This window comes from Streptomyces sp. NPDC048258 (assembly GCF_043201995.1).
In the GTDB taxonomy this organism is placed as follows: Bacteria; Actinomycetota; Actinomycetes; order Streptomycetales; family Streptomycetaceae; genus Streptomyces.
Map to the genome: position 1 here is coordinate 106955 of NZ_JBICZH010000009.1, position 23943 is coordinate 130897.

The following is a 23943-nucleotide window of genomic DNA, read 5'->3' on the forward strand; positions in this document are numbered from 1 at the left end:
CGGCCGGGCGGCCGGGTGGGCGGGCACGATCCGGGTGAACCGGGCCATTGGTACAGTCGCGGCATGGCGGTGGACGAGCTCGACACACGAATCCTGCGCCTGCTGATCGAGCAGCCGCGCACCAGCGTCCGCGAGTACGCCCGGCTCCTCGGGGTCGCGCGCGGCACGCTCCAGGCCCGGCTGGACCGGCTGGAGCGCACCGGGGTGATCACCGGGACGGGGCCGGTCCTCTCCCCCGCCGCGCTGGGGCATCCGGTGCTGGCCTTCGTGCACATCGAGGTGACCCAGGGGCACCTGGACGACGTGGGTGACGCGCTGGCCGCCGTGCCCGAGATCATCGAGGCCTTCTCGATCACCGGCGGCGGGGATCTGCTGACGCGGGTGGCGGCCCGGGACAACGCGCACCTGGAGGACGTGATCCAGCGGCTGATCCAGCTCCCGGGGGTGGTCCGCACGCGTACGGAGGTGGCCCTGCGCGAGCGCGTACCGCACCGGCTGCTGCCGCTGGTCGAGTCCGTGGGACGGGCTGCCCGCACATCCTGACAGGATGGTCGGGACAGGACAGGACCGGCAGGACGGGCGTAACGGATGATTTCCGTAATATTCGATCTCGACGGCACCCTCGTGGACAGCGAGCCGAACTACTACGAGTCGGGGCGCCGCACGCTTCAGCGGCACGGGGTTCCCGATTTCACCTGGGAGCAGCACTCCCGGTTCATCGGCATCGGCACGCTGGAGACGCTGGAGATCCTCAAGGCCCGGTACGGGATCCGGGCGCCGGTGGAGCAGCTGCTCGCCGAGCAGAACGCCGCCTACCTGGAGCTGGCCCGCGCCGGGACCGAGGCCTTCCCCGAGATGCGGAAGTTCGTGGAGCGGCTGCACGCCGAGGGCGTGCCGATGGCGGTGGCCTCCGGCTCCTCTCGCGAGGCGATCGACGCGGTGCTGGCCGGCACCGGTCTGGACGCCCTGCTGACGACGGCGGTCTCCGCCGAGGAGGTCGCACACGGCAAGCCCGCCCCGGACGTGTTCCTGGAGGCGGCCCGCCGGCTGGGCGCCCGGCCCGCCGACTGCGTGGTCGTCGAGGACGCGGCGCCGGGTGCACGGGCCGCCCACGCGGCGGGCATGGCGTGTGTGGCGATCCCGTACGTGACGGACACCGCGCACGATCCGGCCTTCGCGGACGCCGGGCTCCTCTTCGCGGGCGGGCAGCGGGAGTTCACTGCGGACGCGGCGTACGACTGGCTGACCGCGCGCCGCGCGGCCTGACGGACCGCCCGCTCCAACGCGCGGTCCGCCGGCCCCCTGGTGCCCTGTCGGGGCGGCTGTCACCATGCCTGCGTGACCTCGACCCTGCGCCCGGGCACCCGGACCGGCGGGCCGCGCCCCTGGCCCCTGCTCGGGAACCTGCCCGCCTTCGCCCGTGACCCGCTGGCCTTCTTCGAGTCCCTGCGCGACGAGTACGGCGACTGGGTGCCGTGGGCGCTCGGCCCGCAGCGCAACGTGCTCGTCTCGCGGCCCGAGCACGCCGGTGAGCTGCTCGGTGCCGTGGAGGGCACCTTCAAGCCGATGGAACTGGGCTGGGCCTTCCACCAGTTGCTCGGCGAGGGGGTCGTCGTCGCCACCGGTGACGACTGGCGGCGCAAGCGGGCGCTGGTCCAGCCCGCCGTACGGCCGCGCCAGGTGCGCTCGTACGCCGCCACGATGGTGGAGTGCGCGGACGCGCTGGCCGGCGGCTGGCGCGAGGGCGAACGGATCGACGTACACCGGGAGATGGCCGGCCTCACCCAGCGGATCGCGGTGCGCACCCTCTTCGGGAGTGACGCCGCGGGCCGGGAGGCGCCCATCAGCGAGGCCATGGCCACGGCCCAGCGGGAGCTGGGGGCCGAGTTCCGGGGGCTCACGCTGTTCCTGCCGCCGTGGGTGCGGACGCCCGGGCGGCGCCGGATGCGGGAGGCGGTGGCGGTCCTCGACCGGGAGATCGCGCACGTCATAGCCGAGCACGAGGCGGCCACGGCGGCCGGGGCCGAGCGGGACGACCTGCTGAGCCGGCTGCTCGCCGCCCGTGACGAGCACGGCGCACCGCTCTCCCGCAAGGAGCTCCGGGACGAGTCGATCACCCTCTACATCGGCGGTCACGAGACCACCTCGACCACCCTGACCTGGACCTGGCAGCTGCTGTCGGGGGCGCCCGGGGCGCGGGCCCGGCTGACCGAGCAGCTGGACCGGGTGCTCGGCGGGCGGCTGCCGGCGTACGAGGACTACGACCGGCTGCCCTGGACCCGCCAGGTGGTCAAGGAGGCGCTGCGGATCTATCCGCCGATCTGGCTGATCTCCGCGGTGGCCGCGGAGGGCGCGAGCATCGGCGGGCGGCCGGTTCCCGCGGGGACCGCGGTGTGGACCAGCCCGTGGTCGATGCACCGGGACGAGCGGTGGTTCCCGGATCCGGAGGCGTTCCGCCCCGAGCGGTGGGACGCGGACGCCCCGCATCCGGTGCCGGAACACGCCTGGTTCCCCTTCGGCGGCGGCCCGCGGGCTTGCCTGGGCGCGCGGTTCGCCCTGGTGGAGGCCGCACTCGTACTGGCGGTGCTGGCACAGCGGTTCCACCTGGACAGCGGGAGCGGGCGGGCCCCGGTGTTCCCCGGGCTCACCCTGCAGCCCGCCGGGCCGGTGCGGGCGACGCTGCGCCCGGCCGGGCGGGGAAGATCCGGCGACGCCCCGTAGTTAGTAGAACCGTGAACAATGTGGTGACGCGGAATGCGGACGCAGACGTGGACGTGGTGGTGGTCGGGGCCGGGCAGGCAGGGCTGTCCAGCGCCTACCACCTCGCCCGGGCGGGGATCGACCACGTGGTCCTGGACCACGCGCCCCGTCCCGGCGGGGCCTGGCAGTTCCGCTGGCCCTCGCTCACCTACGGCAGGGTCCACGGGATGCACGCCCTGCCCGGCATGGAGTTGACCGGCGCCGACCCGATGCGGCCCTCCTCCGAGGTGATCGGGGAATACTTCGCCGCCTACGAGGACCGCTTCGGCCTGCGCGTACGGCGGCCCGTGGACGTCTCGGCGGTCCGCGACGGCGCCGACGGGCGGCTGCTGGTCGAGTCCTCGGCCGGCACCCGGTCCGCCCGGGCCCTGATCAACGCCACCGGAACCTGGGACCGGCCGTTCTGGCCGCGTTACCCGGGCCAGGAGACGTTCCGCGGCCGACAGCTGCACACCGCGAACTACCCGGGGCCCCAGGAGTTCGCCGGGGAACGGGTGATCGTGGTGGGCGGCGGCACTTCGGCGGTGCAGCACCTGCTGGAGATATCGGAGGTGGCCGCGGAGACCACCTGGGTGACCCGGCGGCCCCCGGTGTTCCGCGACGGAAGCTTCGGCGAGGCCGAGGGCCGGGCGGCGGTCGCCCTGGTGGACGAGCGCGTCCGCCGGGGACTGCCGCCGCAGAGCGTGGTCAGCGTGACGGGGCTCCCGCTGAACGAGGCCGTACGGGCCGGACTCGACTCAGGAGTGCTGGACCGCCGGCCCGTGTTCGGCCGGATCACCCGCACGGGCGCCGCCTGGGCGGACGGCAGCCGGGTGGAGGCGGACGTCATCCTGTGGGCGACCGGGTTCCGCGCGGCCGTCGACCACCTGGCCCCGCTGCGCCTGCGCGAGCCCGGCGGCGGCATCCGCGTCGAGGGAACCAGGGCCGTACGCGACGAGCGGATCCACCTCGTCGGCTACGGCCCGTCGGCGTCGACCATCGGCGCCAACCGCGCGGGCGGGGCGGCGGTCCGCGAGATCCGCCGGCTGCTGGCCCGCGAACGGGTGGGCGCGCCCACGGCCTGACGGGTCGGTGGGCCCTTCAGGCCGCCCCCGGCGCCTCGATCTGGAACTCCCGGTCCGGGGTACCGGCCGCGCACGCCTCCGGGGTGGCGTACACGTAGCCCTCGGAGTCGTCGGGTACGAAGACCTGAGTGGTGCCCCGCTCCGCGTCGTGGACCACGAGCGAGACGATCGCGTAGAGCTGGGCGCCGATGTGGCCGAGCCCCTGCTGGGGATGGTCTTCCGGGCCCTCGACGCGGATGGCGAAGAAGCGTTCCTCTTCCCAGAGGCCGCCCTTGTCCAGCAGCTCGCCCTCCCCCACGGGCACTCCGTCCACCCAGAGCCGCGCTTCGCTCGGACCGCCGCGGAACAGGAGCACCGCGCGGTGGCGGTCCCCGGCGGTGAAGTCCACCTCGATCTCGTGCCGGCTCCAGCAGTCGATGAAGCCACTGCACGCCCCGGGCACCCCTCCGTGCCGATAGCTCGAGATCTCTCCGCCCGGCGGCACGACGGGATCCAGACTGCAGACCTCGGGGAAGCGACAGGCCCGCTCGACATCTCGGTGGCAGCCGAGCCCCATCGCCGCCACATCGCGCGCCGCCGCCTTCGAGAGCAACTCGGCCAGGCGTTCCACGTACCGGTCCTCGCCGACCAGAGCGGTCAGGTCGGCCTCGTCGAACCACCAGTGCAGCAGGTCGACTCCGACGGGGGAACGGGCCAGCCAGTGCTGCCACCCCGCCGCGCTGCGGCCCCACCGCTCGGCCACCCTCTTCCGCGCTGCCCGCTCGGCGGCGGCAGCGGCCACAGCAGCCGCGTCCACGGGCGGTGGGGCGTCCTGTGCCTCGCCCTCGCCGGCGGACACGCTCTCCGGCGCCTCCGCCTCCGCCTCCGCCTCCGCCTCCGCCTCCGCTTCCGCTTCCGCTTCTGACTTCGCTCCGGCTTTCGGTTGTGCTCTCCACGGCCACTTCACGGCTGAGCCCCCTCGGTCACACGTCCGGCAGGCCGCCGATCGTAGGACCGATCCCGGGGCCCCCGCCCCTCATTTCCCGGCGGCAGCCCCCCGGGCCGCGCGCGAGCCCGCGTGGGCGCGGACCCGGTTGAACTCCGCCACGTTCTTCTTGTGCTCCTCGTACGTGGCCGAGAAGCGGGTGTCCCCCGGCTTGACGGTGACGAAGAACAGCCAGTCGCCGGGCGTCGGCGCGACCGCGGCCGCCATGGCCTCCAGTCCGGGGCTGTCGATCGGCGTGGGCGGCAGTCCCTGGCGTTCGTACGTGTTGAAGGGGCTGTCGATCCGGGTCTCGCTCAGCGTGGTGTCCACGGTGCTGCGGTTCAGCGCGTAGTTGATGGTGGAGTCCATCTGGAGCGGCATCGACTTCGCCAGCCGGTTGTGCACCACCCGTGCGACCTTGCCCATGTCGGCGCGGTTCTCGGCCTCCGCCTCGAGGATGCTTGCCAGGGTGGCCGTCTGGTACGGGGTCATCCCGTGGGCCTTGCCGCCGTCCGCGACGGCCTTGGTGGCGAGCTTCTCGTTCGCCGTGCGCACCATGTACGCGAGGAGCGTGGCCGGGGTGGACTTCGAGGTCACCGGGTACGTCGCCGGGAAGAGGTAGCCCTCCGGGTTGCCCTTCGCCTCCGCCGGCAGAGCCAGCCCGGCGGTGGCCACCGCCGACTTCGTGGATCCCGGCGGGAGCTTCAGCTCGCGGTCGACGGCCGCGTACACCCGTGGTGCCCGCCAGCCCTCGGGGATCACCAACCGACGTGGCTTCTCGGGCTCTTCACCGCCCCGCAGCAGCGGGACCAGGACCGCCGCCGCGACCGCGACCAGCGTTCCGAGGAAGAGCAGCGCCAGCCGGCCCCGGCGGGTGAGCCGGGAGCGGCGCTGAGGCGGCCGGTACTCATGACGCATGCGGGAACGCTAACCCGCACATCACCACATTCCCGGCATCCAGCCCGTGCGCCGGTCATACGGTCACACATTCACCGGAGCCAGCTCGGCATCCTGCACCGAGTCCGGCGGCTGCGCCGCGTCCCGGTCGCGGCGGACCAGGGCCGCATACCGGCCGTCGGCCTTCAGCAGTTCCTCGTGGGTGCCGCGCTCGGCTATCCGGCCCGCGTCCAGGACCACGATCTGGTCGGCATCGCGGACGGTGGAGAGGCGGTGCGCGATGGTGATGGTGGTGCGGCCCTGGGACAGGTTGTCGATGGCCCGCTGGACGGCGTGCTCGGTGCGCGTGTCGAGGGCGCTGGTGGCCTCGTCCAGGATCAGCACCGGCGGGTCCCGCAGGATGGTGCGGGCGATGGCGAGGCGCTGCTTCTCGCCGCCGGAGAACCGGTAGCCGCGCTCGCCGACGAGGGTCTCGTACCCGTCGGGCAGGGACTCGATGTGGTCGTGGATCTGGGCGGCGCGGGCGGCTTCGGCGATCTCCTCGTCCGTCGCGTCCGGCTTGGCGAAGCGCAGGTTGTCCGCGACCGAGGCGTGGAAGAGGTAGGTCTCCTGGGAGACCACGCCTATGGAGCGGGCCAGCGAGTCGAAGTCGAGGTCGCGCACGTCCACCCCGTCGAGGGCGACGCGCCCGCCGGTGACGTCGTAGAGCCGGGGCACCAGGTAGCTGAGTGTGCTCTTGCCGGAGCCGGTCGGGCCGACCACGGCGAGGGAGCCGCCGGCCGGGACGGTGATGTCGATCCCCGTGAGGGTCGGGCCGCTCTTGGCGTCGTACGCGAAGTGCACGTCCTCCAGCCGGATCTCGCCCTTGGCCCGGTCCAGGCGCACCGCACACTCACGCTCGGTGATGTCCACCGGCAGGTCGAGGTACTCGAAGATGCGGGCGAAGAGGGCGAGCGAGGTCTGGATCTGCACACCGGTCGACAGCAGGCTCACGGCGGGCCGGAACAGGCCCTGCTGGAGGGTGACGAAGGCGACGAGGGTGCCGACGGAGAGCGAGGGGGCGCCGGTCTGGAGGGCTATGCCCGCGGCCCAGTAGATGAGCGCGGGCATGGCGGCCATGACGATGCCGATGGTGGACATCCGCCAGCGTCCGGCCATGCTGGAGCGCACTTCGAGACCGACGAGCTTCTCGGACTCCTCGGAGAACGCCGAGGTGAGGGACTCGGAACGGCCCATGGTGCGGCCCAGCAGGATGCCGCTCACCGACAGCGACTCGGTGACGGTCGCTGCCATGGCGGCCATCTGCTTCTGCCGCTGGGTGGTGATCTTCTTGCGCTCGCGGCCGACCCTCCGGCTGATCCACACGAAGACGGGCAGCAGGAGCAGCGACACCAGGGTGAGCCGCCAGTCGAGCGCGAGCATGGCGACGACGGAGGCCATGACGGCCGTCACGTTGGAGACGAGCGAGGTCGCGGTGGAGGTGACGGTGGCCTGCATGCCGCCGATGTCATTGGCTATGCGGGACTGCACCTCACCGGTGCGGGTCCGGGTGAAGAACGCCAGCGGCATCCGCTGGAGCTGGGCGTAGACGGCGGTGCGCAGGTCGTGCATGACGCGCTGGCCGACCGTGGTGGAGATCAGGGTCTGGAGCACGCCGAAGACGCTGGTGACGACGGCGGTGAGGATCATGCCGAGCGCCAGCAGGCTGAGCAGCCCGGTGCGGCCCTGCGGGATCGCGACGTCCAGGATCTCCTTCAGCAGGAACGGCGAGGCGACGCCGACCAGCGAGGAGGCGCCGACGAGCAGGCCGACGACGGCGAGCCGGCCGCGGTAGGGCCGGAAGAGGCCCACGATGCGGCGCAGCTCACGCGGCTGCTCCGCCGGGGCCGGGCGGTTGGGGTCCAGGGGGTCTTTTGACGGGGTCCACTTCGGTTCGTCGCGCATGGGCACCCTCTCGGGGGTCGGAAGTCAAGACCATTGGAGCATAGATCATTGTTACCTATACTCACAATGAACGGCGTCCTGATATTGTTCCCGGCATGAGCTCCGCCTCCGCCTCCGACACCGATCGCCTCCTCGCCGAACAGCTGCTGCGCCTGACGCGCAGGCTCCACCGGATCCAGAAGCGCCACATGGAGCCGCTCGGGATCACTCCCGCCCAGAGTCGGCTGCTGCGCCTCGTCTCGCACTACGAGGGCGACCAGGCACCCCGAATGGCGGATCTCGCCGCCCGCCTGGAGGTCGTCCCCCGCGCGGTGACCACCCTCGTGGACGGCCTGGAGGCGGCCGACTGCGTGCGCCGCGCACCCGACCCCGCGAACCGCCGCGTCATCAGGATCGAGCTCACCGACACCGGCCGCGCCACGCTGCGCCGTCTGCGCAACGCGCGGACCGACGCGGCGGAGGAGATCCTGGCTCCATTGACCGCCGAACAGCGCGAGGTGCTCGGCGGGCTGCTGAACGCCCTGTCGGACGCCCCGGCGGAGCGCCGCTGCTGAGAGGGCCCGCGTGGCCCGCGACGAGGCGAGGGATCGCACATGCCGCTGCTGGAACCGAAGCCCGGAGCCCTGCGCCCGCGCGGCATCAGCGGCCCCGCCCCCGACCGGGTGCCCGAGCATCGGGCCGCCGGCACCCCGGAACCGCTGCGCACCGAGCTGGCCGAGCTGCTCGGCGCCGAGAAGGTGCTGTGGAAGGTCTCCGACCTGGTCCGCTACGCCTCCGACGCCTCGCCCTACCGCTTCGTCCCGCAGGTCGTGGTGATCGCCGAGGACATCGACGACGTCTCCGCGGTGCTCTCGTACGCGCACGGCCGGCAGCGCGAGGTCGTCTTCCGCGCCGCCGGCACCTCGCTCAACGGCCAGGCCCAGGGCGAGGACATCCTCGTCGACGTACGCCGCCACTGGGCCGGCGTCGAGGTGCTGGACGGAGGCCGGCGAGCCCGGATCCGGCCCGGCACCACCGTCTTCCGGGCCAATGCCGCCCTCGCCCGGCACGGCCGCGTCCTCGGCCCCGACCCGGCCAGCGCCATCGCCTGCACCCTGGGCGGAGTCGTCGCCAACAACGCCTCGGGCATGACGGCCGGCACCACGAGGAACTCGTACCGCACGCTCTCCTCCCTCACGCTCGCACTCCCGGGCGGCACCGTGGTGGACACGGCGGACCCGCTGGCCGACGAGGAGCTGGCGCGCGCCGAGCCGGCCCTGTGCCACGGGCTCATGGAGATCAAGGCGGAGATCGAGGCCGACCCCTCGCTGGTCGCCAGGATCCGCGCCAAGTACGAGATCAAGAACACCACCGGCTACCGGCTCGACGCCTATCTGGACGGCAACACCCCCGTGGAGATCCTGCGCGGGCTGATGGTCGGATCGGAGGGCACCCTCGGCTTCATCGCCGAGGTCGTGTTCGACACCCTCCCGCTGGACCGCGAACTCTGCTCCGCCCTGCTGTTCTTCCCCTCGCTGCCCGCCGCGGCCGCGGCCGTGCCGCTCTTCAACGAGGCCGGCGCCCTCGCCGTCGAGCTGATGGACGGCAACACGCTGCGCGCCTCGGTCAGCGTCGCGGGCGTCCCCGCCGACTGGGCGGACCTGCCCAAGGACACCACCGCCCTGCTGGTGGAGTTCCGCGCCCCGGACGAGGCCGGCCGGGACGCCCACGAGCGGCGCGCGACGCGGCTGCTCGCCGGGCTCGACCTCGTCGCTCCGGTGGCCTCGGTCACCAACGCCTTCACCCGGGACCCCAGGACCATCGGCGGCTACTGGACGGCCCGCAAGGCCTTCGTCACCGCCGTCGGCGGCGCCCGTGCCTCCGGCACCACCCTGATCACCGAGGACTTCGCGGTACCGCCGTCCCGGCTGGCCGAGGCCTGTGAGGCGCTCCTCGAACTCCAGGCGGAGCACGGCTTCGACGCGGCCGTCGCCGGTCACGCGGCCCACGGCAACCTGCACTTCCTGCTCGCCTTCGACGCCGCCGACCCGGCGGACGTCGAGCGGTACGCGGCCTTCATGGACGCCTTCTGCCGGCTCACCGTGGAACGGTTCGACGGCTCCCTGAAAGCCGAGCACTCCACCGGACGCAACATGGCGCCCTTCCTGGAACTGGAGTGGGGCGCCAAGGCTACCGAACTGATGTGGCGCACCAAGCGCGTCGTCGACCCGGAGGGGGTGCTCGCCCCGCGGATCCTCCTCGACCGCGACCCGCAGGCGCACCTGCGCGGCCTGAAGACGATTCCGCGGGTGGAGGCGGTGGCCGACCCGTGCATCGAGTGCGGATTCTGCGAACCGACCTGCCCCAGCCAGGACCTGACGACCACTCCGCGCCAGCGGATCGTGCTGCGCCGCGAGATGACGCGCCAGCAGCCCGGCTCCAGGGTGCTGGACGGGCTGCTCGACGCCTACGGCTACGACGCCGTCGACACCTGCGCGGTCGACTCCACCTGCAAGCTCGCCTGCCCGGTCGGCATCGACACCGGCGCGCTGATGAGGGATTTCCGCCACCGCCGGCACAGCGCCCGCGAGGAGCGGGCCGCCGCGCTGGCCGCGCGGCGATTCCGCGCCGTCGAGGCCGCCGCCCGGCTGGCCGTGGCCACCGCCGACAAGCTGGCCGACCGGCTCGGGGACCGCCTGCTGGAGGCGGTCACGGGGGCCGCGCGCAAGGCCGTACGACCGGAGCTGGTTCCCCAATGGCTGCCGCAGATCCCCGGAGCCGCCGCGCGGAGACTGCCCGCCACCCGGCGGGTGGGCGCCGCGGCCGTGTACTACCCGTCCTGCGTCAACCGGATCTTCGGCGGTCCCGACGGCCGGCCCGGGCCCTCCCTGCCGGAGGCCGTGGTGGCCGTGTCGGAGCGGGCCGGGAAGCCCGTGTGGATCCCCCGCGACGTGCCGGGCACCTGCTGCGCGACGATCTGGCACTCCAAGGGCTACGACGCCGGGAACCGGGTGATGGCCAACCGCATCGTGGAGGCTGCCTGGGGCTGGACCGCGGGCGGGCGGCTGCCGTTGGTCGTCGACGCCTCCTCCTGCACGCTGGGCATCGCCCACGAGGTGGTTCCGTACCTGACGGAGGAGAACCGGGCCCTGCACGCGGAGTTGCGCATCGTCGACTCGGTGGTCTGGGCGGCCGAGGAGCTGCTGCCGCACCTGGAGATCCGCCGCACGGTCGGCTCGGCGGTCCTCCATCCCACCTGCTCGATGCGGCACTTGGGCGACGAGGCGCAGCTGCGGGCCGTCGCCGAGGCGTGCGCCGACGAGGTCGTGGTCCCGGACGACGCGGGGTGCTGCGCGTTCGCGGGCGACCGGGGCATGCTGCACCCCGAGCTGACGGCTTCGGCGACGGCGCGCGAGGCCGCAGCGGTGAGGGCGCGGCCCTTCGACGCGCACCTGTCGGCGAACCGGATGTGCGAGGTGGGCATGGACCGGGCGACCGGGCGCGGTTATTACTCGGTTCTGCTCGAACTGGAGCACGCCACCCGCCTCTGACGCACGTTCCTGACCTGGCGCTACGCCGCCCGGCGCGGCCGCAAACCTCTCTGCGAAGGGGCTTGGGCGACGGAAAATCGATTGCCCGACTCCGGTCCGGAAGGCGAACCTTGCACGGTTTGGACCACTCGACCAGTCATGGGGCGTCATGCAGATCAGCGATCTTCCGTATCCGGACCCCGGGGTACCCGACGCCCGTTCCGGGCCTCGGTTCCTGGTGTGGCTGGGCCGGGGTCAGCTCGGCGGACAGCTCAAGAGCCTGTGCTGGGGGCTGGTGCACTTCGGCGGCATCGCCGGTCTGCCGTACGCGTTGGGCACGGGCGTCGACGCGGTCGTCGACCGCGACTCCACCCGGCTGCTCCTCGTCGGCGGGCTTCTCGTGCTGCTCGGCGCCGCCATCTCGCTCGGCGACGCCATGCTGCACCGGACCGCCGTCACCAACTGGATCACCGCCGCCGCGCGCGTGCAGCAGCTGCTGGCACGCAAGACCGCCGAGCTGGGCTCCGCCCTGACCCGCCGGGTCGCCGCGGGCGAGGTGGTCGCGGTCTCCACCGGCGACGTGGAGAAGATCGGCTGGTTCGTCGAGGCGGTCTCCCGTTTCCTCGCCGCCGCCTTCACCGTCGTGCTCATCTGCGTCGGCCTGCTCTTCTACGCGCCCGAGCTGGGCTTGGTCGTGGCGATCGGCGTGCCGCTGGTCGCGCTGGCGGCGCTGCCGCTGCTGCCCCGTGCCACCCGACGCGCCGACGTCCAGCGGGAGAAGGCGGGCAAGGCCACCGAGCTGGCCTCCGACACCGTCGCGGGTCTGCGGGTGCTGCGCGGCATCGGCGGCGAGGAGCTGTTCCTCGGCCGCTACCGCGAGGCTTCGCAGGAGGTCCGCAAGGCGGCCGTGCGCAGTGCCCGGATGTGGGCGCTGATCGCCGCGATCCAAGTGCTCCTGCCGGGCGCGCTGCTGATCACGGTGGTCTGGTACGGCGCCGCGCTCGTGGCGGACGACCGCATCGCGGTGGGTGAACTCGTCGCGGTGTTCAGCGCGGTGGCCACGATGCTGTACCCGCTCAGGCACTTCGAGGAGATCGCCCAGGCGTACTCCTTCTCGCGGCCCTCGGCCAAGCGGGCCGCCCGGGTGCTGTCACTGACCCGTACGGACGCCGCCGAGGGGCGGCCGGCCGCCGAGGCGGCCAAGGCTCCGGCCCCGGGCGCGGACCTGTACGACCCGCGGACCGGACTACTGGCCCCCGCAGGCCGGTTCACCGCCGTCGTGTGCGGGGACCCGGACTTGGCGGGCCGGCTTGCCGAGCGCCTCGGCGGCCACCCGATGGACGGGGACGCCGATACCGCCGCCGGACCCTCGGTGCTCCTCGGCGGAGTCGCACTGGACGAGCTCGCGCTGGACACCGCCCGCACGCTGGTCCTCGTACAGGACAAGGATCCGGTGCTGCTGTCCGGGACCCTGCGCGAGCTGTTCGACGTACCGTCCTCCGGGGCCGTCGACTCCGGTGCCGCCCTGGCGGCGGCCCAGTGCGCGGACGTCCTGGACGCGCTGCTGCAGTCGGCGCCGGACGGGGTCGACGATCCGATGGACGCGCGGATCACCGAGCGCGGCCGGTCGCTGTCCGGCGGGCAGCGCCAGCGGCTCGCGCTGGCGCGCTCCCTGGTGACCGACCCGGAGGTGCTGGTGCTGGACGAGCCGACCTCGGCGGTCGACTCGCACACCGAGGCACGGATCGCGGACGGGGTGGCGGCCCTGCGGGCCGGGCGCACCACTGTGGTACTCGCGTCCTCGCCGCTGCTGCTGGACCGCGCCGACCGGGTCGTCCTCATACACGAGGGCTCGGTGGCGGCGGTCGGTACGCACCGCGAATTGCTGCACGGCGAACCGCTCTACCGCGCGGTCGTCACCCGCGAGACCGAGGAGGAGCAGCGGGTCGCGCGGCTCGGACTGACAGACCTGGAAGAAGCACTCACAGAGATCGAGGAAACCGCATGATCGGCGTGGCACCGCCGGAATACGATCCGGCGGCCCCGGAGTCGGCCGCGACCCTGCCCGTGGGCACGTCGGCGACCGTACGGGGCTATGTGCGCGGCCTGTTCCGGCGACACCGGCGGGCCTTCGGGGTCCTGGTGGGCGTCAACGCCGTCGCGGTGATCGCCTCCATGGCCGGCCCCTATCTGCTGGGCCAGGTCGTGGACGACCTCGCGGCGGGGGCGCGCGAGCTCCATCTGGAGCGCGTGGCACTGCTGTTCGCGCTGGCGCTCGCCGTCCAGACCCTCTTCGTCCGGCTGGTCCGGCTGCGCGGGGCCATGCTCGGCGAGGAGATGCTGGCCGATCTGCGCGAGGACTTCCTGGTGCGGTCCGTGGGGCTGCCCCCGGGTGTGCTGGAGCGCGCGGGCACCGGCGACCTGCTGTCGCGGATCACCACCGACATCGACCGGCTGGCCAACGCGATGCGCCAGGCCGTGCCGCAGCTGGCCATCGGCGTGGTGTGGGCGGGGCTGCTCTTCGGCGCGCTCGCGGTGACCGCGCCGCAGCTGGCGCTGGCCGCGCTGGTGGCTCTGCCGGTGCTGGTGATCGGCTGCCGCTGGTACTTCCGGCGGGCTCCGTCGGCGTACCGCTCGGAGGCGGCCGGCTACGCGGCGGTCGCGGCCGCGCTCACCGAGACGGTGGACGCGGGCCGCACGGTCGAGGCGCACCGGCTCGGTGAGGACCGGATCGCGCTGTCGGAGCGCCGGATCAAGCAGTGGACGGCGTGGGAGCGGTACACGCTGTTCCTGCGAACGGTCCTCTTCCCCGTCGTCAACGTCACGTACGTGACGATCCTCGGCTCCGTGCTGATGGTCGGCGGGTACTGCGTGCTGCGGGGCTGGATGTCGGTGGGACAGCTGACCACGGGTGCGCTGCTGGCCCAGATGATGGTCGATCCCATCGGCCTGATCCTGCGCTGGTACGACGAGTTGCAGGTCGCCCAGGTCTCGCTGGCCCGGCTGGTCGGCGTGCGGGAGATCGAGCCGGACGCCGGGGACCCGAAGGTCGGGCCCGAGGGCCGGGACGTGCGGGCGGACGAGGTGCACTTCGGCTACCGGGAGGGCGTGGACGTCCTGCACGAGGTGTCGATGTCCGTGCCGCCGGGCACCCGGATGGCGCTCGTCGGCCCCTCGGGCGCGGGCAAGTCCACACTGGGCCGGCTGCTCGCGGGCATCTACGCGCCGCGGACCGGCGAGATCACCCTCGGCGGGGCGCGGCTGTCGCGGATGCCGGCGGAGCGGGTGCGCGAGCACGTGGCGCTCGTCAACCAGGAGCACCACGTGTTCGTGGGCTCGCTGCGGGACAACCTGCGCCTGGCCAGGACGGGCGCCGGGGACACGGAGCTGTGGGCGGCGCTGGGCGCGGTGGACGCGGACGGCTGGGCGCGTGCCCTGGAGGCCGGCCTGGACACCGAGGTCGGCTCCGGGGGCACGGCGCTGACCCCGGCTCAGGCGCAGCAGGTCGCGCTGGCCCGGCTGGTGCTGGCGGACCCGCACACGCTGGTGCTGGACGAGGCGACCTCGTTGCTGGACCCGCGCGCGGCACGGCACCTGGAGCGTTCGCTGGCCCGGGTCCTGGACGGCCGTACGGTCATCGCGATCGCCCACCGGCTGCACACCGCGCACGACGCGGATGTGATCGCGGTGGTCGAGGGCGGCCGGATCAGCGAACTCGGCTCGCACGACGAGCTGGTCGCCGCCGACGGCGCGTACGCGGCGCTGTGGCGGTCCTGGCACGGCTGACCCGCCGAGGTGTGGGCCGACGTAGCTGCCGGTCCGTCGGCCCACGGAGGGGGTGGGCCGGGCCACGCCGGCGGCTCGGCCGGCGCTTCAGGGCTCGTCGGGGGAACGGCCGCGGTCCGCGATGGCCATGGCCCAGGAGCGGAAGGCAGCCGGATCGCCGGGCCGGGCGTGCGGGTGTCCGGGAGGCACGGCGGCCGAGGCCGCGTCGAGGAGGTCGGCCAGGCCCAGGTGGTGCCAGTCCCCGTGGACGGCGTTGTAGGCGGTCATGAGCGGGGCGACCCGGTCGCGGATGCTCGCCGCTTCCGCCCGGCCGACGCCGAGCCGCTCCAGGCGGTCCAGGGTGGCGGCCTGGTGCCGGGGGTCGAAAACGGTGTCCAGGAAGGGTTCGAGGAGGTCGCCCCACACGTCGGGCCTGCGCAGCCGGGGAATCCCGTTGTCCTCGCAGAACCGCTCCAGCCCGGCGCGCTGCGGGGCCGGGACGAAGACCGTCTCTCCCGAGACGGTGCGGATCTCCGGCGGGGCGGCGGTGGGGTCGGCGTCCCGGACGGCGGATGCGCGCAGCACGCCGTCCGGGAGGAGGATCCGGTCACCGGCGAACGCGACGTCGAACCTCACGGACGGGACACCTCCGGCCACACCACTAGTAGTGCTTTGTCGGGTCTGGGCTTCGGCCCCCGGCGCCCTCACTCGGCGGCGCCGGGCTATGCCCGCGACCTGCGGCTGAGGGCGTCGGCCCGCCGCTGCCAAAGCGCCAGCCCCGTCGCATCGCCCCTGGTCAGCGGAACCCGACAAAGCACTACTAGGCCCTGTCCGGGCGGTCTTCGCGGGCCCGCCCGGCCTGGCACGGCACCTCGCCGCGTTGTCGCATCGCGCAAGTACGGCCAAGTACGAGCTGCGATCTCCCCCAGCCACCGCTGGGAGGTGCCCCCACCGCCTTGCGATGCACCGCACCAGACCACGCGGGCCGACCCACGAAGATCGCCCGGGCAGGACCTAGACGAACCCGAGGGCGGAGGCGCCGCCGAAGCCGCCGAGCAGCAGGAACACCGGCATGAGGACCTTGAGCTCCACCCAGCTGCCGGCCCGGAAGCGCATCATCTTCGGCGGACCGATCGGGTACCAGCGCTTGCCGGCGATCGGGAGGGGCCACAGGACCGGGCAGCCGGAGACGGTCAGGGCGTCGCCGATGTCGTGGACCAGGGCTCCCAGCAGGATCGGCAGGCCGAGCCAGAGGTACTCCTGGCCCGGTGCGGTGAACAGCCAGCCCGCGCCGTTGCCGGGCTGGTCGAGCACGCCCGCCAGGATCCACGCGCTGGTCGCGCCGAGCAGCCAGACGAGGATGTCGCTGGACATCCGGGCGGCCCGCCACAGGAGGCCCTCGACCGCGAGCACCATGTGGACGAAGAGCAGCGCGAGCACGCCCCAGCGGTCGGCGGTCACGGCGAGCACGGAGGCACCACCGCCGATCAGGACGGCCCAGAGCCAGGTGTGCGTCAGGGTGCGGTGGCCCCCGGTGCGGCGGGCGTCCTTCGGCGAGCGGGTGGCCTTGTAGACGGCGTAGGAGATCTTGTCGACCACTTCGCACAGGCCGCGGGAGAGCGGGCCGAAGGCGCGGGAGATCGTCGCCGACTTGTGGTCGAGGTCGGGGGCGAGGGCGGCTCCGGCGCAGATCAGCGCGCCGACGACCAGGACCGGCCACGGCATGGGGTGCCCGGCAGCCGCGGTGGCCGCGCCCACCCCCAGCCAGGCAGCTGCCCCGGAGAGTGAATGCGCCGGACCCATCATGGTCGTTCCCCGCCCCGGTGGTGTGCTGGTCGGGCCCGGTCGACTGTTTCGTTCGGGCCGCATCGACGGCACAGCGTACCGTCGATGATCTTCCCTCCGTCGGCCGGTTCCCTGATCCGGGGGGAAGCCAGGCAAGATGGGGGGTGTGACCCTCATTGATCAGCTCCCGCCGAACGCCGACCCCGACGCCCTCTTCGAGGCTTTCTCCTCGTGGGCGGAGGACCAGGGCATCACCCTGTACCCGGCTCAGGAGGAGGCGCTGATCGAGGTCGTCTCCGGGGCGAACGTGATCCTTTCCACCCCGACCGGCTCCGGCAAGAGCCTGGTCGCGGCGGGCGCGCACTTCACCGCCCTGGCCCAGGACAAGGTCACCTTCTACACCGCCCCGATCAAGGCGCTGGTGTCGGAGAAGTTCTTCGACCTGTGCAAGCTCTTCGGCACCGAGAACGTCGGCATGCTGACCGGCGACGCCTCGGTGAACGCGGACGCCCCGGTGATCTGCTGCACCGCCGAGGTGCTGGCATCCATCGCCCTGCGTGACGGCAAGCACGCCGACATCGGCCAGGTCGTGATGGACGAGTTCCACTTCTATGCCGAGCCGGACCGCGGCTGGGCCTGGCAGATCCCGCTGCTGGAGCTCCCGCAGGCGCAGTTCATCCTGATGTCCGCGACCCTCGGCGACATGAAGCGGTTCGAGGAGGACCTGACCCGGCGCACCGGCCGGCCCACCTCGGTGGTCCGCTCCGCGACCCGGCCCGTCCCGCTCTCGTACGAGTACGTCACCACGCCGATCACCGACACGATCACCGAGCTGCTGGAGACCCGGCAGGCCCCCGTCTACATCGTGCACTTCACCCAGGCCCAGGCGGTCGAGCGGGCGCAATCGCTCATGAGCATCAACATGTGCACCCGCGAGGAGAAGGACAAGATCGCCGACCTGATCGGCAACTTCCGCTTCACCACCAAGTTCGGCCAGAACCTGTCGCGCTACGTCCGGCACGGCATCGGCGTGCACCACGCCGGAATGCTGCCCAAGTACCGGCGCCTGGTCGAGAAGCTGGCCCAGGCCGGTCTGCTGAAGGTCATCTGCGGTACCGACACCCTCGGCGTCGGCGTCAACGTCCCGATCCGCACGGTGCTGTTCACCGCGCTCACCAAGTACGACGGCAACCGGGTCCGCACCCTGCGCGCCCGCGAGTTCCACCAGATCGCCGGCCGCGCCGGCCGGGCCGGCTTCGACACGGCGGGCTATGTGGTCGCCCAGGCGCCCGAGCACGTCATCGAGAACGAGAAGGCCCTCGCCAAGGCGGGCGACGACCCGAAGAAGCGCCGCAAGGTGGTGCGCAAGAAGGCTCCCGAGGGCTTCGTCGCCTGGTCGGACACCACCTTCGAGAAGCTCATCGCCGCCGACCCGGAGGCGCTGACCTCGCGCTTCAAGGTCACCAACATCATGCTGCTGTCGGTCATCGCCCGGCCGGGCGACGCCTTCAAGGCGATGCGCCACCTCCTCGAGGACAACCACGAGCCGCGCAAGGCCCAGCTGCGGCACATCCGCCGGGCCATCGCGATCTATCGCTCGCTGCTGGACGGCGGTGTGGTGGAGAAGCTCGACACCCCGGACGCGGAGGGCCGCACCATCCGGCTCACCGTCGACCTCCAGCAGGACTTCGCGCTCAACCAGCCGCTGTCCACCTTCGCGCTCGCCTCCTTCGACCTGCTGGACCCGGAGTCCCCCTCCTACGCGCTGGACATGGTGTCCGTCGTGGAGTCCACGCTGGACGACCCGCGCCAGATCCTGGCCGCCCAGCAGAACAAGGAGCGCGGCATGGCGGTCGGCCAGATGAAGGCCGACGGGATCGAGTACGAGGAGCGGATGGAGCGGCTCCAGGACGTCACCTATCCCAAGCCGCTCGAAGAGCTGCTCTTCCACGCCTACGACGTCTACGCCAAGAGCCACCCGTGGGTGCGCGACCACCCCGTCTCGCCGAAGTCGATCATCCGCGACATGTACGAACGCGCGATGACCTTCACCGAGTTCACCTCCTACTACGAACTGGCCCGCACCGAGGGCATCGTGCTGCGGTACCTGGCCGGCGCGTTCAAGGCGCTGGACCACACGATCCCCGACGACCTCAAGTCCGAGGACCTCGAGGACCTGATCGCCTGGCTCGGCGAGCTGGTCCGCCAGGTGGACTCCAGCCTGCTGGACGAATGGGAGCAGCTGGCGAACCCGGAGGTGGAGACGGCGGAGCAGGCCCAGGAGAAGGCCGACCAGGTCAAGCCGGTCACCGCGAACGCGCGCGCCTTCCGCGTCCTGGTCCGCAACGCGATGTTCCGCCGGGTGGAGCTGGCCGCCCTCGACCACGTCAACGTGCTGGGGGAGCTGGACGCCGAGTCCGGCTGGGACGCCGACGCCTGGGGCGAGGCGATGGACGGGTACTGGGACGAGTACGACGACCTCGGCACCGGCCCCGACGCACGCGGCCCGAAGTTGCTGCAGATCGAGGAGGACCCGGCGCACGGCCTGTGGCGCGTCCGCCAGACCTTCGCCGACCCCAACGGGGACCATGGCTGGGGCATCAGCGCCGAGGTCGATCTCGCGGCCTCCGACGAGGAGGGCCGGGCCGTCATCCGGGTCACCTCGGTCGGCGAGCTCGGGGCCCTCTGAGACCGCCGACCGCCCCCGGCGACCCACCGGACCCACCTGACCCACCTGACCCACCGACTCATGTTTCCCGCCGGCTCCGCCCGGACCTGACAGTGGAGAACCTCTGATGACGAACCCCGCCGAGAGACTGGTCGACCTGCTCGATCTGGAGCAGATCGAGGTCAACATCTTCCGCGGCGCCAGCCCGCAGGAGTCCCTCCAGCGCGTCTTCGGCGGCCAGGTCGCCGGCCAGGCGCTGGTGGCGGCGGGCCGCACCACGGAGAGCGACCGCCCGGTCCACTCGCTGCACGCGTACTTCCTGCGCCCCGGCATCCCCGGGGTGCCGATCGTGTACCAGGTGGAGCGGGTGCGCGACGGGCGGTCCTTCACCACGCGCCGTGTCACCGCGGTCCAGCAGGGCAAGACGATCTTCAATCTCACCGCCTCCTTCCACCATCCGGAGGAGGGCGGCATCGAGCACCAGCTGCCTCCTCACCACGTTCCTCATCCGGACACGCTCCCGAAGGTCGCGGACGAGATCCGCGAGCACCTGGGCGCCCTGCCCGAGGCACTGGAGCGGATGGCCCGCCGCCAGCCCTTCGACATCCGGTACGTGAACCGGCTCCGCTGGACTCCCGAGGAGCTCAAGGACGCCGATCCCCGCAGCGCGGTGTGGATGCGGGCGGTCGGCCCACTGGGCGACGACCCGCTCGTGCACACCTGCGCCCTCACCTACGCCAGTGACATGACCCTCCTCGATGCCGTGCGCATCCCGGTGGAACCCCTGTGGGGGATGCGCGGGTTCGACATGGCGAGCCTTGATCACGCCATGTGGTTCCACCGCCCCTTCCGGGCGGACGAGTGGTTCCTGTACGACCAGGAGTCCCCCATCGCGCACGGCGGCCGGGGCCTGGCCCGGGGCCGTATCTACGACCTGGAGGGCAGACTGCTGGTCTCCGTGGTCCAGGAAGGTCTCTTCCGCCCGTACCCCGCCAAGCCGCCCCGGCCCGCCGAGTCGGCCCCGCCGGCCCCGTAGTCGAGGCAACCCCCATGGTCCAGGCGACCCCCGTAGTCCCCGCCCTCCACGAGGAACCGAGCACACCCATGCCCACCCCGGCCCTCCCCTGTCCCTGCGGGCTGCCCGCCACCTACCCGGAGTGCTGCGGCCGCTTCCACTCCGGTGCCCAGCAGGCGCCCACCGCCGAGAAGCTGATGCGCTCCCGGTTCAGCGCCTTCGCCGTCGGCGACACCGCCTACCTGCTGCGCTCCTGGCACCCCTCCACCCGGCCGGCCCGGCTCGACCTGGATCCCGGGCAGCGCTGGGAGCGGCTGGAGATCCTCGCCACCGAGCGCGGCGGGATGTTCGAGACGGAGGGTTCGGTGGAGTTCCGGGCGCACTACCGCGAGGGCGGGCACACGGGTTCCCTGCACGAGCACAGCGCCTTCTCCCGCGAGGGCGGGGCCTGGGTCTACGTCGGCCCCCTCTCCCCCGTCGACTTCGACTGACCACGCGCCCCGGTCAGCGCGAAGTCCAGGCTCGTGCGGTACCAGTGGATCTCCTCCGGCGGCTCGGCCTTCAGCAGCGGCAGCGCCACGGCCGCGGCCGCCGGAACCTGCGGGTGTCCGTACGGCGGGGGCGGCGCGAGGGCGGCCAGTACGATCCGCTCCGCCGGGTCGGGCACGGCCTGCCGCAGCTCTTCCTCCGGGAGTACGGACGCCAGTACGGCGGCGCGCTCCCAGGGGTCGGTGGTCCGTCTCAGCAGCAGCCCGACATGCCGCCCGCGCCACTTCCGCGGGCGCAGGTCCGCCTTGGCCGCCATCAGCTCCCGGTCCGCCGGAGGCGCGATCCCGCGCAGCATCGCCGGCTCCCCCGCCGCGAACTCCCGTAGTTCCGCGGCCAGGTAGAGCCACACCACCGCCCGGTAGCGGTTGATCCGGTAGCCGACCGGGACGACGTGCCCGCAGCGCGCGAGCCGCGTGAACCGGCTCGGGCCGACCCCCAGCACCCCCGCCGCCTCCGCTCCGGCCACGGTGGCCACCCGCTCGCGCAACGCGTCCGGCCACTCCGTGCCCGGCCGGTCCTCGGCCGACCTGACCCGGTCCAGCTCGGCCCGCGTGTAGCGCGCCGCCCCGCCGGACACGGGCGGCCCGGCCGCCCGTACGATCCCCAGCTGAACGGCCCTGGCGAACTCGCCCCGGCTCAGCCCCAGTTCCCCGGCGGCCCGCACACCGCCCACCAGCACCTCGGAATGCGCGTCCGCACGGCCGTCCTGATGCCCGTCATGACGCCCATCCCGACACCCATCCGGACTGCCGCCCCGAAGCCCGCCCCGCGGCCCGCCCCGACGGCCATCCGCAGCCGCCTCCGCCCCCGCCTCGGTGGTCACGGCGTCCCGCAGCACGGTCGTCCCCATCTGCATCATCATCACGGTCTCCCCACGAGCATTGATTACTCTGCGTGAAGACCGTAACTCAGTGCGACGACACCCCGCAGGGCCTGTGGATAACTCAGCCGCCGGTGATGCGCCGCTCCGCGACGCCCAGGTGCTCACCCACCCGGTTGACCAGCAGCGTCATCTCGTACGCGACCTGCCCGATGTCCGCCTCGGAGGCGCTCAGCACACACAGGCAACTGCCCGCGCCCGCCGCCATGACGAAGAGGACCCCTTCGTCGTACTCGACCATGGTCTGCCGGACCTCCCCGGCCCTGAAATGCCGCCCCGACCCCTTCGCCAGGCTCTGCAGTCCGGCGGCGACGGCCGCCAGGTGCTCCGCGTCCTCCCGCGCCAGCCCCGCGCTCGCGCCCGTCACCAGGCCGTCGTTGGACAGCACCACCGCATGCCGCACCTGCTGGACCCTGCGCGTCAGGTCGTCCAGCAGCCAGTCGAGCTGCTTGTCCAGTGCCATGGCGAACCCCTCCCCGTAGACGCGGCCGCCATGGCCGCGCCCACCCCGCGTAGTCGTGGCGCAAGCCTTCCCCACCAGCCCCTTTCCGGCAAGGAGGATGTCCCCATGACGAAGAAGATGACTCAAGAGGAATGGCGGGCGTTCGTCTCCCGCTCCACTCGCACCGGAAAGCTCTCCACCATCCGTGAGGACGGAGGCCCGCACATCGCTCCCATCTGGTTCGTGCTCGACGGCGACTCCTTCGTTTCACCACCGGCAAGGACACGGTGAAGGGACGGAACCTGGCCCGTGACGGCAGGGTCGCGCTGTGCGTGGACGACGACCGGCCGCCGTACGCCTACGTCGTGCTCCAGGGTCGCGCCGAGACCAGCGAGTACGCCGGGAACGAGGACGACATGCTCGCCTGGACGACGACGATCGGCGCCCGCTACATGGGCGAGAGGCGCGCGGAGGCCTTCGGCCGCCGCAATGCCGTCCCGGGCGAACTCCTCGTCCGGGTCCCCATCGACAAGGTGATCGCCATCGGCGGGGTGGTGGACTGACGGGAAGCAGGACCACCCGCCCGACGCCCCCGCGGACCGGTCGGGTTCACACCGAGTCGGCCTGCGGCTCCACCGAGTCCAGCAGCCGTGCGGTGTGCACCCGCCCGGCGTACTCGACCAGCCTGATCAGCACTTCCTTCCCCGAGTCCTTGTCCCGCGCGTCACACAGCACCACCGGCGTCCCCTGGTCCAGGTCCAGCGCCCGCGATACGTCGTGCGCCCCGTACCGCCGCGCGTCCGTGAAGCAGTTGACGGCGACCACGAACGGGATGCGCCGGTGCTCGAAGTAGTCCACCGCCGGGAAGCAGTCCTCCAGCCGACGCGTGTCGGCCAGCACCACGGCGCCCAGCGCTCCCTGCGACAGTTCGTCCCACAGGAACCAGAACCGGTCCTGCCCCGGCGTGCCGAACAGGTACAGGGAGAGGCCGGACCGGATGGTGATCCGCCCGAAGTCCATGGCCACGGTCGTGGTCGTCTTCTGGTCCACCCCGCCGGTGTCGTCGACCAGTTCACCCGCCTCGCTCAGCAGTTCCTCGGTCCGCAGCGGCCTGATCTCGCTCACCGCGCCCACCAGCGTGGTCTTGCCGACCCCGAAGCCGCCCGCCACCAGGATCTTCAGTGCGAGCGAGGCCAGTTCGGTGTCCTCGCCGGGATCCGCGCCCGGGGCCGGGGCAGGGGCCGGGGCAGGGGCCGGGGCAGGGGCCGGGGCAGGGGCCGGGGCCGGTCCGTTGTCGTGTTGTCCCATCACAGCGCTCGCAATCCCTCGATGACTTCCCGCAGAATCCGCTCGTCCGGCAGCTGCGCGGGCGGTACCGGCCTGCTGACCTTGACGTGCCCGCCCTCCAGCAGGTCGCCGAGGAGTACCCGCACCACCCCCACGGGCAGGTCCGCGTCGGCGGCGAGCTCCGCCACCGACTGGGTCTCGGACCGGCAGAGTCCGAGCAGCGCCCGGTGTTCGGGGCCGAGCAGCGACTCGGCCGCCTCGTCGGTGCCCTGCGGATCCACGACGACCAGAGCGATCAGGTCGAAGCGGACCCCGTGGGGTCCCGGTTTCGTCCGCCCGCCGGTCATGGCGTACGGACGGACGAGCGGGCCCGCGTCGGCGTCGTACCACTGGCCGTTCATGTGCCGGACCGCC

At 72.7% G+C, this 23943-nt stretch carries 20 protein-coding genes and 1 pseudogene; 12 read left to right on the forward strand and 9 right to left on the reverse strand.

The genetic code is table 11. From position 1 onward, the window contains the following. Positions 1–63: 63 nt before the first annotated feature. From ACGFYQ_RS21395 to ACGFYQ_RS21410, 4 genes are all read left to right on the forward strand, one after another. Positions 64–543 (forward strand): Lrp/AsnC family transcriptional regulator, encoded by a 480-nt coding sequence (locus ACGFYQ_RS21395; protein ID WP_393746137.1) that lies wholly within the window; start codon positions 64–66, stop codon positions 541–543. Between the two features lie 45 nt (positions 544–588). Next, positions 589–1266 (forward strand): HAD family hydrolase, encoded by a 678-nt coding sequence (locus ACGFYQ_RS21400; protein ID WP_393746139.1) that lies wholly within the window; start codon positions 589–591, stop codon positions 1264–1266. Between the two features lie 72 nt (positions 1267–1338). Further along, the gene (locus ACGFYQ_RS21405) at positions 1339–2721 is read left to right on the forward strand and encodes a cytochrome P450 (protein ID WP_393746141.1); all 1383 of its coding nucleotides are present in this window, start codon (positions 1339–1341) and stop codon (positions 2719–2721) included. A gap of 20 nt (positions 2722–2741) precedes the next feature. Continuing rightward, complete coding sequence (locus ACGFYQ_RS21410) at positions 2742–3824, forward strand: FAD-dependent oxidoreductase (RefSeq protein WP_393746143.1); 1083 nt, start codon at positions 2742–2744, stop codon at positions 3822–3824. A gap of 16 nt (positions 3825–3840) precedes the next feature. Here the strand turns inward: ACGFYQ_RS21410 and ACGFYQ_RS21415 are convergent, their stop codons facing one another. From ACGFYQ_RS21415 to ACGFYQ_RS21425, 3 genes are all read right to left on the reverse strand, one after another. Beyond that, the gene (locus ACGFYQ_RS21415) at positions 3841–4662 is read right to left on the reverse strand and encodes a hypothetical protein (RefSeq protein ID WP_393746145.1); all 822 of its coding nucleotides are present in this window, start codon (positions 4660–4662) and stop codon (positions 3841–3843) included. 177 nt (positions 4663–4839) lie between these two features. Then, positions 4840–5706 carry an endolytic transglycosylase MltG gene (mltG, locus tag ACGFYQ_RS21420; RefSeq protein ID WP_393746147.1) on the reverse strand — a complete coding sequence of 289 codons (867 nt, stop codon included), beginning with the start codon at positions 5704–5706 and terminating at the stop codon, positions 4840–4842. 63 nt (positions 5707–5769) lie between these two features. Next, the gene (locus tag ACGFYQ_RS21425; RefSeq protein WP_393746149.1) at positions 5770–7629 is read right to left on the reverse strand and encodes an ABC transporter ATP-binding protein; all 1860 of its coding nucleotides are present in this window, start codon (positions 7627–7629) and stop codon (positions 5770–5772) included. 95 nt (positions 7630–7724) lie between these two features. On the opposite strand from ACGFYQ_RS21425, the gene ACGFYQ_RS21430 reads away from it, so the two are divergent. From ACGFYQ_RS21430 to ACGFYQ_RS21445, 4 genes are all read left to right on the forward strand, one after another. Next, complete coding sequence (locus ACGFYQ_RS21430; protein WP_393746151.1) at positions 7725–8183, forward strand: MarR family winged helix-turn-helix transcriptional regulator; 459 nt, start codon at positions 7725–7727, stop codon at positions 8181–8183. Positions 8184–8222: 39 nt separating this feature from the next. After that, on the forward strand, positions 8223–11159 hold the full coding sequence (locus ACGFYQ_RS21435) for an FAD-binding and (Fe-S)-binding domain-containing protein (RefSeq protein WP_393746153.1): 2937 nt from the start codon (positions 8223–8225) through the stop codon (positions 11157–11159). Positions 11160–11307: 148 nt separating this feature from the next. Beyond that, positions 11308–13146, forward strand: coding sequence for an ABC transporter transmembrane domain-containing protein (locus ACGFYQ_RS21440; protein ID WP_393746155.1), 1839 nt, complete (start codon positions 11308–11310; stop codon positions 13144–13146). Further along, on the forward strand, positions 13143–14924 hold the full coding sequence (locus ACGFYQ_RS21445; RefSeq protein ID WP_393746157.1) for an ABC transporter ATP-binding protein: 1782 nt from the start codon (positions 13143–13145) through the stop codon (positions 14922–14924). Before ACGFYQ_RS21440 ends, ACGFYQ_RS21445 begins: the two co-directional genes overlap by 4 nt. A gap of 87 nt (positions 14925–15011) precedes the next feature. On the opposite strand, the gene ACGFYQ_RS21450 is transcribed toward ACGFYQ_RS21445, so the two are convergent. After that, a complete protein-coding gene (locus ACGFYQ_RS21450; RefSeq protein ID WP_393746159.1) occupies positions 15012–15539 on the reverse strand; it encodes a hypothetical protein in 528 nt (175 codons plus the stop codon). 378 nt (positions 15540–15917) lie between these two features. Further along, positions 15918–16709 (reverse strand): metal-dependent hydrolase, encoded by a 792-nt coding sequence (locus tag ACGFYQ_RS21455; RefSeq protein WP_393746161.1) that lies wholly within the window; start codon positions 16707–16709, stop codon positions 15918–15920. 145 nt (positions 16710–16854) lie between these two features. On the opposite strand from ACGFYQ_RS21455, the gene ACGFYQ_RS21460 reads away from it, so the two are divergent. The 3 genes from ACGFYQ_RS21460 to ACGFYQ_RS21470 all read left to right on the forward strand — a co-directional run bounded on the left by ACGFYQ_RS21460 (position 16855) and on the right by ACGFYQ_RS21470 (position 20862). After that, positions 16855–19377: a DEAD/DEAH box helicase gene (locus tag ACGFYQ_RS21460; RefSeq protein WP_393746163.1), complete on the forward strand. Its 2523-nt coding sequence runs from the start codon at positions 16855–16857 to the stop codon at positions 19375–19377. A 106-nt stretch (positions 19378–19483) separates the two neighbouring features. Next, positions 19484–20392, forward strand: coding sequence for an acyl-CoA thioesterase (locus ACGFYQ_RS21465; protein WP_393746165.1), 909 nt, complete (start codon positions 19484–19486; stop codon positions 20390–20392). Positions 20393–20460: 68 nt separating this feature from the next. Next, entirely contained in the window at positions 20461–20862 is a 402-nt protein-coding gene (locus tag ACGFYQ_RS21470; protein ID WP_393746167.1) for a YchJ family protein, read from the forward strand. Here ACGFYQ_RS21470 and ACGFYQ_RS21475 read toward each other — a convergent pair. Further along, on the reverse strand, positions 20826–21593 hold the full coding sequence (locus tag ACGFYQ_RS21475; protein ID WP_393746169.1) for a DUF6397 family protein: 768 nt from the start codon (positions 21591–21593) through the stop codon (positions 20826–20828). The two genes, ACGFYQ_RS21470 and ACGFYQ_RS21475, sit on opposite strands and share 37 nt — an antisense overlap. A 271-nt stretch (positions 21594–21864) precedes the next feature. Further along, positions 21865–22263 carry a roadblock/LC7 domain-containing protein gene (locus ACGFYQ_RS21480; protein ID WP_328924404.1) on the reverse strand — a complete coding sequence of 133 codons (399 nt, stop codon included), beginning with the start codon at positions 22261–22263 and terminating at the stop codon, positions 21865–21867. 105 nt (positions 22264–22368) lie between these two features. Here ACGFYQ_RS21480 and ACGFYQ_RS21485 point away from each other — a divergent pair. Continuing rightward, positions 22369–22805, forward strand: a pseudogene (locus ACGFYQ_RS21485) (PPOX class F420-dependent oxidoreductase). A gap of 46 nt (positions 22806–22851) precedes the next feature. Here ACGFYQ_RS21485 and ACGFYQ_RS21490 read toward each other — a convergent pair. Together ACGFYQ_RS21490 and ACGFYQ_RS21495 are read right to left on the reverse strand one after the other, a co-directional pair. Further along, positions 22852–23550, reverse strand: coding sequence for an ATP/GTP-binding protein (locus ACGFYQ_RS21490; RefSeq protein WP_393746172.1), 699 nt, complete (start codon positions 23548–23550; stop codon positions 22852–22854). Next, positions 23550–23930 carry a DUF742 domain-containing protein gene (locus tag ACGFYQ_RS21495; protein WP_328924407.1) on the reverse strand — a complete coding sequence of 127 codons (381 nt, stop codon included), beginning with the start codon at positions 23928–23930 and terminating at the stop codon, positions 23550–23552. The genes ACGFYQ_RS21490 and ACGFYQ_RS21495 overlap by 1 nt, the downstream gene beginning before the upstream one ends. Between the last annotated feature and the right edge of the window lie 13 nt (positions 23931–23943).